This window comes from Solibacillus sp. FSL H8-0523 (assembly GCF_038051985.1).
GTDB lineage: Bacteria > Bacillota > Bacilli > Bacillales_A > Planococcaceae > Solibacillus.
In genome coordinates, this window is the sequence record NZ_CP150291.1 from 1,288,978 (window position 1) to 1,302,953 (window position 13,976).

At 40.4% G+C, this 13,976-nt stretch carries 10 protein-coding genes and 1 other RNA gene; 9 read left to right on the forward strand and 2 right to left on the reverse strand.

Features of this window, described 5'->3' with window-relative positions:
* Positions 1-35: 35 nt before the first annotated feature.
* Positions 36-2,696, reverse strand: a complete 2,661-nt coding sequence (locus NSQ62_RS06145) for a PBP1A family penicillin-binding protein (protein ID WP_341323050.1) — start codon at positions 2,694-2,696, stop codon at positions 36-38.
* A 1-nt stretch (position 2,697) separates the two neighbouring features.
* Positions 2,698-3,357 (reverse strand): Holliday junction resolvase RecU, encoded by a 660-nt coding sequence (gene recU, locus NSQ62_RS06150; protein ID WP_341323051.1) that lies wholly within the window; start codon positions 3,355-3,357, stop codon positions 2,698-2,700.
* Positions 3,358-3,541: 184 nt separating this feature from the next.
* On the opposite strand from recU, the gene NSQ62_RS06155 reads away from it, so the two are divergent.
* The 9 genes from NSQ62_RS06155 (at position 3,542) to NSQ62_RS06195 (ending at position 13,928) form a co-directional block, all read left to right on the forward strand.
* Complete coding sequence (locus NSQ62_RS06155) at positions 3,542-3,739, forward strand: molecular chaperone (protein ID WP_341323052.1); 198 nt, start codon at positions 3,542-3,544, stop codon at positions 3,737-3,739.
* A gap of 49 nt (positions 3,740-3,788) precedes the next feature.
* Positions 3,789-4,157: a YppE family protein gene (locus NSQ62_RS06160; protein ID WP_341323053.1), complete on the forward strand. Its 369-nt coding sequence runs from the start codon at positions 3,789-3,791 to the stop codon at positions 4,155-4,157.
* Positions 4,147-6,423, forward strand: coding sequence for a DEAD/DEAH box helicase (locus tag NSQ62_RS06165; RefSeq protein ID WP_341323054.1), 2,277 nt, complete (start codon positions 4,147-4,149; stop codon positions 6,421-6,423). The genes NSQ62_RS06160 and NSQ62_RS06165 overlap by 11 nt, the downstream gene beginning before the upstream one ends.
* Positions 6,424-6,427: 4 nt before the next feature.
* On the forward strand, positions 6,428-7,675 hold the full coding sequence (locus NSQ62_RS06170) for a ribonuclease H-like domain-containing protein (protein ID WP_341323055.1): 1,248 nt from the start codon (positions 6,428-6,430) through the stop codon (positions 7,673-7,675).
* A gap of 110 nt (positions 7,676-7,785) precedes the next feature.
* Positions 7,786-8,088, forward strand: coding sequence for a cell division regulator GpsB (gpsB, locus tag NSQ62_RS06175; protein ID WP_341323056.1), 303 nt, complete (start codon positions 7,786-7,788; stop codon positions 8,086-8,088).
* Between the two features lie 63 nt (positions 8,089-8,151).
* An RNA gene (gene rnpB, locus NSQ62_RS06180) (RNase P RNA component class B) lies at positions 8,152-8,534 on the forward strand.
* A gap of 149 nt (positions 8,535-8,683) precedes the next feature.
* The gene (locus tag NSQ62_RS06185) at positions 8,684-10,420 is read left to right on the forward strand and encodes an EAL domain-containing protein (RefSeq protein WP_341323895.1); all 1,737 of its coding nucleotides are present in this window, start codon (positions 8,684-8,686) and stop codon (positions 10,418-10,420) included.
* A gap of 3 nt (positions 10,421-10,423) precedes the next feature.
* Positions 10,424-11,563 carry a class I SAM-dependent RNA methyltransferase gene (locus NSQ62_RS06190; protein ID WP_341323057.1) on the forward strand — a complete coding sequence of 380 codons (1,140 nt, stop codon included), beginning with the start codon at positions 10,424-10,426 and terminating at the stop codon, positions 11,561-11,563.
* Between the two features lie 316 nt (positions 11,564-11,879).
* A complete protein-coding gene (locus NSQ62_RS06195) occupies positions 11,880-13,928 on the forward strand; it encodes a methyl-accepting chemotaxis protein (protein ID WP_341323058.1) in 2,049 nt (682 codons plus the stop codon).
* The last annotated feature ends 48 nt before the right edge of the window (positions 13,929-13,976 follow it).

Here is a 13,976-nt window from a genome sequence, read left to right on the forward strand (position 1 = left end):
GAATTGATCTCGCTGCTTAGCCTTTTTTATGTTATTTATTCCCGATCATCATCGATAGAGTCATCCTCTGTCGGTGGTGGAGTAGGTTGTGTAGGTTCTGTTGGTGTTGGATTCGGCTCTGGCTCTGGTTCTGGTTCAACGGTGTTGCCATTACCATTTCCGTTATTCGAACCTCCATTGCCATTGTTCCCGTTGTTCCCGTTGTCACTCGGATTTTCTGGTTGACCTGGAGTTGATGGGTTTTCCGAATTATCATTCGGATCTACCGGCTCAATCGGTTCTACTTCGATTGGATCCCCTTCAACAAATAATGTCGCGGATACAGGATCACTACGTAAATCTCCAGAAATCGCGGTTACTGTAAAGGTATATGTTTTCCCTTTTTCGATGCCCGGAATTTGAAGCACTGTTGAACTTGTAATTGTAACAACGCTTGATGCGCCGCCCTCAACGCCCATTGACACTTCGTATGTGACAGGGTCAGTAGTTTCTCCCTCAGCGTTTGCTAACGAAGGGTGTGACCAAGTTAAGTCTGCAAGTTGCGACACTTCATTGAATGTAGCGGAAAGGCCTGTTGGTGCAGCTAGTGTTTGTGGAACGTGCGCCTCTGAATATTGAGAAGGCTGCGTTCCTCTTACGAATAGCTCGGTGCTACGTAAATTTGATGGCGTGTAGCTGCTTGCTAATTGTAATGGGTTCGATCCGATTACAATCTCTGCTGATACAACCGAATTTGGTTGTTTAAATGATGACGCTGGGTTGTGCTGGTTTAAATCTGTCATAATTGATTTGAATAAATATTGTGGCATCCAACGCTCATCCCATGTTGTAATGGCATCTTGACGCTTCGTGTAACCGCCCCAAATTGCAATCGAGTAGTTCGTTGAATAGCCGGCAAACCAACTATCCGGTACGGAACCGCTCTTAAGGTTATATTTACTAAATTCGTCTGATGAATAGTTGGTTGTTCCCGTTTTCCCTGCGATATCCACACCTGCTACAGCAGCACGTGGGGCAGAGGCGTTACGTTTGTTACTTACGACATCACGTAAAATGTCTGTCACCATATATGCTGTGTAATCGCTCATCGCAAGTGTTGGTTCAGATTTATAAGATTTTGATGTTTTACCATCACGGAACACGATTTTTGTAATCGAGTGTGCATCATGATACGTCCCGTTATTACCAAATGCCGCATAAGATGCCGCCATTTGAACTGGAGACATTGTGACATGACCTCCACCGATTGCATCTGATTCTACTAAATTATCCGTTTCAATGCCTAGGTTAGCGATAAATTTCTTTGCACGATCTACGCCGACTTCTTTAAATGTTTTTACAGCTGGGATGTTACGAGATGCATACAGTGCTTCACGCGCTGTCATTGCCCCTAAGTACTTGCTATCCCAGTTTGTAATCACTTGTTTTGAGCCTGTATAGTTCATTGGCTCATCGACTAATGTTTCACCTGTCGACCAATTTAAATATTCAATGGCTGGACCGTAGTCGATTAACGGTTTGATAGTTGAACCAGGTGAACGTGTTTGTAAATCATACGCATGGTTGTAATTAAATTCACCAGTATAGTTACGTCCGCCACCGATTGCGCGAATTTCACCCGTTTGTGTATCAAGTACTGCAACCCCTGCCTGAATGTTTTCTGTTGGGAAGTTGCTGTCGTTGTTCATCATATTTTCAACGATTGTTTGTGCTTGTGGGTCAAGTGTTGTGTAAACTTTAATACCTTCTGCCAGTAAATCTCCGTCACCGTTTTCTTCAAGCTCTGATAAGGCAACATCTAAAAATGCAGGGTATTTTGTTTCAAGATTCGCAACACGTTGCTCTTCTGGAATTAACCCAGCTACAATGTCTTCGGCTTTTGCTTCTTTTGCTTTTGCCTCGGTAATTTTCCCATGCTGAACCATTAATGAAAGCACGATATTACGACGCTTTTCTGCGCGATCTGGCTTTTTGTATGGGTTAAAGTTATTTGGACTTTGTGGCATCCCTGCTAATTGAGCAGACTCTGCTAAAGTTAATTCGCTTAACTCTTTACCGTAAAATTCTTTTGCCGCTGTTCCGAAGCCGTATACACGACCGGACATTAATACTTTATTAAAGTACATTTCAAAAATTTCTTCTTTAGAATAGTTACGTTCTAATTGAATCGCTAACCATGCTTCTTGTGCTTTACGCTCTAGTTTCTTTTCATTCGTAAAGAACGAGTTTTTCACAACTTGCTGTGTAATTGTACTCGCTCCTTGTGCACCATAACCGTCACGCAGGTTGGCAATGACCGCGCCACCTAAACGCCAAACATCTAGACCAAAGTGCTCGAAGAAACGAACGTCTTCTGTAGCAGTAATCGCATCAATCATTTGCTGTGGAATGTCTTCATATTTCACATATTGGCGGGTTTGCGCTCCGATTGTTGCGAATAACTCCCCGTTCACATCATAAAACTCTGAAGATACTGGATCTTTTAATAGCTCTTCGTCTAATTCGGGCGCATTACTCACGTAGTAGCCAAATAGTGCCGCGCCACTTGCTAAGCCCAATACCCCTAAAAGAACAATGGTTAAGAGGCTACGTTTCACCCATTTACCAGTAGTTGTTTTATTTTTTGTTTTCTTTGCTTTTTGTTGTTGTTGACGTTCACGTTTAATTTCCTCACGTGTTCTTCTTTTTTCTGTCACGTTATTTCTCCTCACTTTCACACACATTGATGTCTGTGATTATTGCATCCACTGCTTTTAAATAATCGAGGCGAGGCAAGTAGCCTTCCTTAAGTTCGATAGCCTCGTTTTCAAAAATAGTGAACGGAATCGATTTTCTACCACCGCTGTCCATCGCGTCATAGAATCGTGCCACAAGGTTATATGATACGACAAAATTCCGGCGAAGCGTACTAAAACGCACAATGAAAAATGCTATTCCACGCTGGTGGAGAACTGATTTCATGTGTTCCATTTGGTGTGGATGGATGTTTTTTAATGGAAAGGATGTTTTTTTATCGGTTTCCTTCGCTTCAAAATCAATGTAATAGCCATTATACACACCATTGTAATCCGTCGTAGAAGGTGTTCGGAAATAGGCCTCACGAATGACCGCTGCACTTCTTGCCGGATAATCTACTTTGACGATTTGAATGGGAACAGGTTTCTTGTGTATATTTGCCAATTTTTGCTGTAAATAAAACATGTTTGTTTCATTTAAATCATCTTCCAAGCTTTTTCCACGGTTACTGTACGAAACATCCGCTTTTTTCGTCCCTTTAGGTGGCGGTGTTTTTGCCTGCATTGGCGCTTCTTTTTTCTCACCAACGTATAGCTTGCCATTTGGATAACGAATGACCATGGAATCACCTTCTTTCTTCTGAAAAAATCATACATACCTAGTTTACCATAAAGAAACTAGTACAAAATAATTTTAATAAAAGGAAACGAAATCACACAACTTATAGCGAATTATCACTAGTTTTGTCGGTTAGAAAGGAATTAGACACGCACTCTCGAATGTTATCGGAAAAAGGAGGGAAGCGATGAAAAAAATTGCAGCAATCATTCAGCAAATTGAATTAGCCCAAAATTTGCTTACACTTCAATGTGAGAAACAGTGTCTACAACTTTCACAACACTATTTGTTAAGCGTCCTGGCTGTTTATCAAAAAGTTAGCGTAGCAGAAATCAGTGGTCAAGTAAAGAATACACGTTCGCATATGAGTAGTACAAATGATTAGAATTTGTTACACTAAACGAAAAATGAGCTTTTACGTTGAGGTGTAGACAATGCAATTAATAGATGAAACGAAACAACTAGTACAAGAATGTGAAAATTGTTTAACACGTTTTCAAAAAATGCGTGATGAGGACCGCGAGCCAGACTTTTTTAATGAAGTAAAACCGCACGCAGATGTCGTTCATGCGCAATTAAAAAGTTGGCAGCAACATGCGAGTAAATGGATTACAACAACAGGACCAAAAAATTTATATGTACAACAAATTGACCATGCAGCTGATGCAATGGAGCAATTTGTTGTGCAGTCTTTTTATAAAGGAACGAGCAAAAAACGTTTCATTCAATCGATTCAGTCTACGATTTATACACTTAGTTTAGTCGTACGAAAAATAGAGGAAGGTGAAGCGGATGCTCAGTAAAAAACGCACAGTGAGCGAGTTGTTAAATGAATGGCGCTTTGATGAAGAGCTACAACAAAACATCGTCAGTACGCATACAGTTGATGCGTTACCGGCTCATTATGCGGATTTTCCGGATGCTCTTCATCCTTCCATCAAAAAAGCGCTTGAAGCACGTGGTATCAAGCAGCTTTATACGCATCAGCGCCAGGCATTTGATTTTGCACAGCAAGGCAAGCATTTTACTGCAATTACGCCAACTGCATCGGGCAAGTCGTATTGCTATCACTTACCGGTGCTGCAGCAAATTTTACAGGACAAATCGAGTCGTGCGATTTATTTGTTTCCGACAAAAGCGCTCGCACAAGATCAAAAGTCTGATTTAAATGAACTAATCGAGTTAATGGACGAGGATATTTTAAGCTATACATATGACGGGGACACTGCACCTGGCATTCGACAAAAGATTCGTAAGGCGGGTCATATCGTCATGACCAACCCTGATATGTTGCATTCAGGCATTTTGCCGCATCATACGAAATGGGTATCACTGTTTGAAAACTTGAAGTATATCGTCATTGATGAGCTTCATACGTATAAAGGTGTATTTGGCTCGCATGTGGCACATGTCATTCGCAGGCTACAACGGATTTGTGCATTTTATGGTAGTAACCCGATTTTTATTTGTACAAGTGCAACGATTAAAAATCCAAAGGAACTGGCGGAAAGCTTAACAAATACGCAGCATGAACTGATCGCGAAATCCGGTGCACCGGTTGGAAAGAAAACATTTGTCTTTTATAATCCGCCAATTGTTCACCCTACATTTGGTGTGCGACGTAGTGCAGTACTAGAAGTGCGTGATATTTCGAAGCGCTTATTTGAAGCCGGCATTCAAACAATTATTTTCGCGAAATCCCGTGTGCGAGTAGAAATGCTTGTGACGTATTTAAAATCGCTCACAACGAAAAAAATTGGCGATGAATCGATTCAAGGATACCGGGGCGGCTATTTACCGAGTGAGCGTCGTGAAATTGAAAAAGGTTTACGTGATGGCGCGATTCAAATGGTCATTAGTACTAATGCTTTGGAGCTTGGAGTCGATATTGGGCAATTACAAGCATGTGTGATGACGGGATATCCGGGGAATATTGCCAGTGCATGGCAGCAAGCAGGGCGTGCGGGGCGTCGTCAAGACGAGGCACTTATTGTCTACGTCGCACAGTCGACAGCACTAGATCAATACGTGGTGCAGCATCCAAGCTTTATGCTCGGGAGCTCACCAGAAGAAGCGCGTATAAATCCAGAAAATATACTTATTTTAATGCAGCATTTAAAATGCGCGGCGTTTGAATTACCATTTTCAATGGAGGAAGCATACGGTGAATATGAGGTACAAGAGCTACTTACCTATTTAGAAGAAGAGGGTGTACTAGTGAAAACCTCGACGAAATGGCACTGGATGAGTGACCGTTTCCCAGCACATGAAATTTCCTTGCGCTCTGCGGCACAGGAAAACGTCGTTATTATTGACCTGACGACACCAGCGAATACAAAGGTCATTGGTGAAATGGATACGTACAGTGCAATGACGTTACTGCATGAAGAAGCGATATACATTCACCAGGGCACACAGTTCCAAGTCGAAAAGCTCGATTGGGAGGAAAAAAAGGCTTACGTACGTGAAGTTGATGTCGATTACTTTACGGATGCTAATTTGGCAGTAGAATTAAAGGTATTAAGTGAGGACAAGTCGGAACAATTTAGCGGCGCAACCGTCAGCTACGGTGATGTCGGTTTGCTTGCGATTCCGACTATTTTCAAAAAAATCCGTTTCAATACGCATGATAATATTGGTTCAGGTCCGATTTCGATTCCGCCGATGGAAATGCATACAAATGCCACATGGATGAGCTTTGACCTGCCGGATAACTGGACAGAAGAACAGCTAACGGATGCGTTAACGGGCGCGGCCTATGCGATTAGTAGCTTTGTGCCACTGTTTATTCATTGTGACCGTTCAGATATATCGGTTGTGCCGCAAGTAAAGGCCATTCACAATGAAAAGCCAACGCTCTTTATTTATGATAGCTACCCGGGTGGGATTGGTTTAAGTGAGCGTGTTTATGATGTGCTACTACCACTGCTTGAGCAAACAAAGCAACATGTCTATCTATGTCCGTGTGAGCACGGCTGCCCATCATGTATCGGTGCACAGGACACATTAGGTGAAAGTAAAAAACAAGTCATCAAAGTATTAACAACATTAATCAATGAAATGATGTGAGCGCATGTCATATGAAAATAAAATTTTACAAATGAAAAAAATGCTTGGTAAAAAAACAGAAACGAAGCAGGAAAAGCCCAAGTTCATCAAACCTGATCCACCAAGCTACACGAAGGCCTGGCAACAGCAAGGCTTGGAATTAATCGAAAATGATTTTGGTGTGCTATTTAAACGTGAAGTACATTATCCGTTCATGTATCAGCATGGCGATTACCGCCTTGGGGAACTGTTTCATGCGTTGAAACGTTGGAAATCACAGGGAGAGGATCATCCGTTTGCGATTTCAGAGGACGAAACGATTGTTTTCTTTGATACTGAAACAACAGGTCTAAAGGGCGCTGGCACGCATATCTTTTTATTAGGCTTTTTAGAGGCGAATGATGAGGGCTTCACACTAACGCAGTATGTTCTAGCAGACCCGTCAAATGAAGCAGCGATGTTATTTGAATCCAACATGTGGAAGCGCAATGTGACAATCGTGTCGTATAATGGCAAAAGCTTTGACTGGCCGCAGCTTCATGTGCGCTGGACACTGAATCAGCAACATCTCCCGAAATTAAAAGAGCAGCGCCAAGTCGATTTATTGCATAGCTCAAAGCGTTTATGGAAGGACGATCTGTCACGGATGAAGCTCACACAGGTCGAGCAGGATAAGTTAGGCTTTTACCGACAAGGCGATATTCCAGGTCATTTAGCGCCGATAATTTATTTTGATGCGGTGAGAAGTGGGAACGCCGAGACGTTGATGAAGGTCCTTGTGCATAATGAGTGGGATTTACTATCACTGATTACGCTCTACATTCATTCGACCAATTTACTGCATGATTCGATTACAACCGAATCTGCGACAACGTACACCAATATTGGAAAATGGTTTGGGGATTTAAAGCAGCGTCAAACGAGTTCGGATATTTTAAAAGCCGTTACATCGCATTTTGATTCGGAGGAAACCGGCTTTGCCCATTTTTATTTAGCTTATGAGTTAAAGCGCGAAGGAGAGTATGAGCTGGCGATTGAAGCGTTTCAATCGGCATTGCCAACAATTCCTGATAAAAAGCAACTCCAGGCCTATGAACAGCTAGCGATGCTATATGAGCACCAACTCAAGGATTATGCCCAGGCGTATGTGTATTCACAAAAAGGAAGTGAGCTAATCGAGCACCTAACCTTTGCAAAGCCACAACAATTAGAAAATCAAATCGGCAACTGGCAAAAGCGATTAACGCGACTAGCAAAAAAACAAAACGATTAACAACTCACCTGCATAAATTTTGCGAAGTCGACATATGTAAATAGGTACGGAATGTCTGACCTATGCTATAATACAACCAAGAAAGTTGCATAACGGAAGGACGATGAACGATGGATATTAAATTAACAGCTGACTATATATTAGAAAAAGAATTTAAAAAAAGTATGAAGGGCTATAACGTGGATGAAGTGGATCAATTTTTAGATATTATTCGTGAAGATTATGATGCATTCGCTACGAAACTTGCTGCGCTTGAAGAAGAGAATGCGCGCTTAAAGCAGGAAATGACAAACACAAGCCGTAAAAGTTCGACACCACCACCGCCAACAGGTGCGAACAATACAAACTTTGATATTTTAAAACGTCTATCAAATTTAGAGAAACATGTATTTGGAAGTAAACTATACGAATAGTTAAACTATTCTTAGTGATATTGTTTTTTTGTAACATGTGCAGTATACTTACGTCATACATCAATTATCGAGTAATCGCTGCGCTCATTCGAGTGTAGAGGAAAGTCCATGCTCACACGGTGCTGAGATGCCCGTAGTGTTCGTGCTTACTGAAAAAATAAGGTAAGGCAAGGTGCAAGCCTTGACGGCGGAAGGAACTCCTAAGTCTTTTTGATATGGACGAAACTTCCTGAAAGTGCCACAGTGACGGAGCTTATTAGGAAACTAATGAGGTGGAACGAGGTAAACCCCATGAGTGAGAAACCCAAATTATGGTAGGGGCACTCTCCTGAAGGAATTGAACAGATGGAGGGACGCAAATTCGTTTGCGTAGATAGATGATTACTACCTAGTCGTACGAGGCGCAAGCTGTTTGAGTACTTAGGAACAAAACATGGCTTATTGATTATTGATGCTTTTTTTAACAGTAAAAAGGCTCTCCATTATTTTTTGTGGAGAGCCTTTCTTAGTAGGTAAAATACTTTATAATGTATATAAATAAGAAATTGAAAAGTTTATGAATAGAATATAAGGGGATATTTACGTGAACGGAATAATGTCAAATTTACCAAACGTACAAGGGCTAACCTTATCGCAATATCCAAACGATTTAATTGAAAAAGTTTTTGCCAATATTGCGGAAGGTATCATGATTACCGATTGCCAAAAAAAAATCGTGACGGTGAATGCAGCATTTGAATTTGTAACGGGCTATACAATAGAGGAAGTACGAGGGCAAAATCCCTCGGTTTTACAATCCGGTGTACATGAACGTGATTTTTACATAAAGATGTGGGATCAAATTGATGCAGAAGGCTTTTGGCAAGGAGAAATCTGGAACCGCCGTAAAACGGGAGAAGTGTATCCAGAATGGCTGACAATCTTAGCGATTAAATGCGCTAAAGGCATCGTGACCAACTATTGTGCGATTTTTACGGATTTATCTGAGCGTAAAGTAGTTGAAGATGAACTAGAAAAGCGTGCCTTGCATGATTCATTAACAGATGTATGTAACCGCTTTGCCTTTATCGAACGCATGAAAACCTTGTTAGACGTTTCCGAAAACAAAACGCAACCGATTCAACATGCCGTCTTTTTCATGGATTTAGATCGTTTTAAGCAACTTAATGATACGTTAGGTCATTCAATTGGAGATTTACTTCTAGTTGAAGTGTCAAAGCGTGTGAAAAGCTTATTAAAAAATAAAGATATTTTAGCTCGTTTTGGTGGCGATGAATTTGTCATTACGTTAACAAATATTCTGCATCCACGTGAAGCAGCTCAATTTGCCGAGAAGGTCATTCATGCATTTGAACAGCCGATTCAAATTAATAACCAGGATATTTATGTGTCCACGAGTATGGGCATCAGTATTTATCCAGAGGATGGTACAACAACAGAAGAACTGTTAAACCGTGCTGACCGCGCGATGTCCTTTTCAAAGGAAAATGGCCGAAATTGCTTCTCGTTTTACTTTGAAGAGTTAAAAACCGATTCAAATCGTGTATTAGCTCTTGATAGTGAGTTGAGAAAAGCAATCGAAAATCGTGAATTTACATTAGCATACCAGCCGAAAATTTGTGTAGAGACAGAAGATATTGTAGGTGTAGAAGCACTAGTTCGCTGGAAGAGTGACAAGCTAGGTTTTGTATCACCGGCTGAATTTATTGACCATGCAGAGGAATCGGGTTTAATTATTCCGCTGAGCGAAATAATTTTTGATTTGGCTTGTGAAGGGTATCATAAGCTTGAGGCTGCGGGTTATCCAAAAGTACCAATTGCCATTAATGTATCGAGCATTCACTTCCAACAACAAAGCTTTTTAGATTCGATCCAAACGATTTTAGAACGCAACAATACATCGGCACAAAACTTTGAAATTGAAGTAACAGAGCGCACGGTCATGAACAGTGCACAAGAAACAATTAGTAAGCTCGTCAAGCTAAAACAGCTGGGCTTTAAATTATCGATTGATGACTTCGGGACAGGCTACTCGTCACTAAGCTATTTAGTACGTTTCCCACTCGATGTCTTAAAAATCGACCGTAGCTTTATTCAACATATTTGCTCGTTAGATGATAAGCAAGCCATTGTCGATGCGATCATTCAAATGGCGCATCGCTTACAAATGAAAGTAGTCGCGGAAGGTGTAGAAACAGGTCCGCAAGCAGCATTACTCAAGTCAATGGGCTGCGATTTTATTCAAGGCTATTACTACAGCAAGCCATTGCCAATGGACGAATTAATCGACTTCATTCAATTTTGGGAAGTCGAGCATCAAGGAAGGGTTTAATTTATGACAAAATTTCAATTAGTTGCGACAGCTGCAATGGGTCTAGAGGCCATCGTAGCAGAAGAAGTACGCGATTTAGGTTACGAAACACGTGTCGATAACGGCAAAGTGTATTTTGAAGGAGACGAGCTTGCAATTGCTCGTGCCAATCTGTGGTTACGTGTAGCAGACCGTGTGAAAATCGTTGTTGCACAATTCCCAGCAAGAACATTCGATCAATTATTTGAGGGTGTAAAAGCACTTGAATGGGAAAAATATTTGCCAGTAGACGCAAACTTCCCAGTATCGGGTAAATCTGTAAAATCAACATTATTCAGTGTGCCTGACTGTCAGGCCATCACAAAAAAAGCCATTGTCGAGCGTTTAAAGTTCGCACATAAACGTTTAGGCTTTTTAGATGAATCAGGTCCGTTATTTAAAATTGAAATTTCAATTTTAAAAGATGTGGCGACATTAACAATCGATACATCTGGCGCAGGGCTACATAAACGTGGCTATCGTACAGTTCAAGGTGAAGCACCACTTAAAGAAACATTAGCGGCAGCGCTTGTAAAGGTTTCAAAATGGTCACCAAACCGTCCATTCGTTGACCCGTTCTGTGGTTCAGGGACAATTGCGCTTGAAGCAGCGATGATCGGTCAAAACATCGCACCAGGCTATAACCGAGAGTTCGTGTCAGAATCATGGCCTTGGATGAAAGAAGCCGTTTGGGAGAAAGCACGTGACGAAGCGGATGAAAAAGCAGATTATGACCAAGAGCTAACAATCATTGGTACAGATATCGACCACCGCATGGTTTCTATTGCACAAGATAACGCAGTAGAAGCGGGCTTTGGTGATTTAATTACATTCAAACAAATGCAATCAATCGATTTCACGACGCAATTAACAGATGGCGTAATCGTAACAAACCCGCCATACGGAGAGCGTATCGGTGAGGTTGAAGAAATTGAAAAAATGCTACGTCAATTTGGCGATGTGATGAAAAAATATCCAACATGGTCAGTGTACATGCTGTCATCAATGGAGGATTTTGAAGTCCATTACGGTAAAAAAGCGACGAAAAAACGCAAATTATTTAACGGTTTCATCCGTACTGACTTATACCAATACTGGGGTCAAAAATCAAGACGTGAGCAATAACCAAAAGTAAACGAAGGCATCAGAAACATCATTTACATGTTTCTGATGCTTTTTTGTGCTTAAAAGAAAAATTATTATTACTAAAGACATGGTTTCTGAGATAAAAATTATAGAAAATAGTCATTTTTGTGTATATTATTTGAATTTTCAGACTGTAAATTTGTGCTCTTTTATGCAAGTTTTCGATAGTGGTAGAGTTAATATTCTTATTGTTTGAAAATGGGGAATTTTCAATTCTGGAAAACTATAGACTTTTAATTTGTGCTCCATTATTCTTACGTTTATGTAACAAATTTGATATAGAGGGGTACAATTGATGAATAAACAGCATAAAAAGTTTAAATCGATTAAGTGGGGATGGATACTGTTTATCTCATTAGGCGTTTTACTGGCAGTCATTACAACTGTCGCAATGAATTATTTTCAAATAAATAAGGTGCTTTCAAACGATAATGAGAAAAATGCAAAAGTAGAAGCCAACCATGCGATTAGTCAAATTGCATTAGGGTTAGAAAAATATGATACCGCCTTATATCAATTTGGTAATACGGTAGCCGTTAATGTAGAAAATGACATTCCAATGCATCATTTAGAAGCATTGATGGACAGCTTACGTAAAGACAATGAAGAATATGTAGCCGTTTATTTTATGGATTTTAAAACGGGTGCACTCAATATGTCACCAAGAGCTGATTTTGAATTTGACGTATTCAGTTCAAATACATACAAAACCATTATGGACAAGAAGGAATTGTCATGGATGGATGTTTATTTAGATCAAAGTACACAAAAATTAATGACATCTGTTATTGCGCCCGTAACGGTAAACAATGAAATTATTGGTGCAGTAGGAATCGACTTAGATTTCTCAACTATTGGAACGATTCGTACGCAAATCGAACAAGGGTCAGATACGGATTTAATGATTTTAGATAAGCAGGGGATGATTGTTTCCTCGTTTATTGACAAGAAAGATGGTCAAAATATGAACCCGGCTATGTCAGGAAAAGTAGATGGGGTAACAGATATTGATTCGTCAATCTTTACGGATTCTTTAGAGTGGGTAACAACAGCTGTTAATGAAACAGAGTATGCCATTGATGCGTTAGGCATTAACGGTAATCACTATTCAGGTCAGTTAATGACGATGGAACTGAATGGCTGGAACGTAATCGCCTTAAAAGATGATTCCATTTTCCAGGCAAAAATGAATTCATTTAATAAATCGATTATACTCGCATTAATTATAGGCATGACCATTGGCGTTATTGTAGCGGTTATTTTAGCTGGTCAAATTATAAAAATTGTTAAAAATATACGTCATGTAATTGATGAAACCGCGCAAGGGAATTTACATGTTCAGTTCGAAAATAGCCGGAATAATGAATTAGGTCAACTTGAACAAAGCTACAACGACATGCTCGGCCAAATGCGTATGCTGCTTACACAAGTGAACGACAATTCTTCAAATTTAAAGCAAGTGTCACGAAATGTCGCACAGATTGCTAATGAAAATAAAGAATCCTTACAAGAAGTTTCAAAGGCCATTGAAGAGATTGCAACAAATGCAAACTATCAATCAGAAAAAATGAACGATGGGGCACAGGTGTTGGCTGAACTGGCACAAGAAATGGAGCACGTACAGCAGCAAACAGCTGAAATGGACGAAGAATCTCATGAAGCAAATGAACAAATCCAAGCAGGCTTTGCCAAAGTAGCAGAACTACAAAACTCTTATAAAAACTTAGAACATTCATTTTCACGCGTAACGGACATGACGGTTGCGTTAAATGAAAAATCTAAAACCATTTCAGAAGTAACAAACGTCATTGCACAAATTACAGACCAAACGAACTTACTAGCGCTAAATGCATCGATTGAGGCAGCGCGAGCAGGTGAGCATGGGAAAGGCTTTGCAGTAGTTGCAGATGAGGTACGTAACCTAGCGGAAAGTTCGAAAAAGGCAACGACAAATATTCAAACGATTTTAGCGAGTGTCCTCCATGATACAAGCTCACTCGTACAGGTTATTGATGAAACCAATGCGATGAGCGATACGCAAAAGCAAGCAGTCGTAAAAGTATATGAAGTCATTGACGAACTGTCACAATCCATCGGCGAAATGTCTACGGTCATTCAACAAACATCTGGTAAAATGCAGGAAATGAATGCAACGAAAACACATGTTGTTGAAATTATGAATGAAGTGGCCAACCTTTCAAGTGATGTGACTGCTTCGACGGAAGAAATGGCGAGTGCCATTTCCGAGCAAGCTGCCTCTACAGTAGAACTTGCAAATTATACCAATAAACTAAATGAGCAATCCGAACATCTACAACATTCGGTTGATCGATTTAACCTATAAAAGATGCGCCATTTGTCTGTAACGAGGCAAATGGCGTTTTTTGTATTT

Bases quoted from the DNA above. Each gene is read 5' to 3' on its own strand.
- recU (WP_341323051.1), bottom strand. From the start codon at position 3,357: ATGGTCATTCGTTATCCAAATGGCAAGCTATACGTTGGTGAGAAAAAA.
- NSQ62_RS06155 (WP_341323052.1), top strand. From the start codon at position 3,542: ATGAAAAAAATTGCAGCAATCATTCAGCAAATTGAATTAGCCCAAAAT.
- NSQ62_RS06160 (WP_341323053.1), top strand. From the start codon at position 3,789: ATGCAATTAATAGATGAAACGAAACAACTAGTACAAGAATGTGAAAAT.
- NSQ62_RS06165 (WP_341323054.1), top strand. From the start codon at position 4,147: ATGCTCAGTAAAAAACGCACAGTGAGCGAGTTGTTAAATGAATGGCGC.
- NSQ62_RS06170 (WP_341323055.1), top strand. From the start codon at position 6,428: ATGTCATATGAAAATAAAATTTTACAAATGAAAAAAATGCTTGGTAAA.
- gpsB (WP_341323056.1), top strand. From the start codon at position 7,786: ATGGATATTAAATTAACAGCTGACTATATATTAGAAAAAGAATTTAAA.
- NSQ62_RS06185 (WP_341323895.1), top strand. From the start codon at position 8,684: ATGTCAAATTTACCAAACGTACAAGGGCTAACCTTATCGCAATATCCA.
- NSQ62_RS06190 (WP_341323057.1), top strand. From the start codon at position 10,424: ATGACAAAATTTCAATTAGTTGCGACAGCTGCAATGGGTCTAGAGGCC.
- NSQ62_RS06195 (WP_341323058.1), top strand. From the start codon at position 11,880: ATGAATAAACAGCATAAAAAGTTTAAATCGATTAAGTGGGGATGGATA.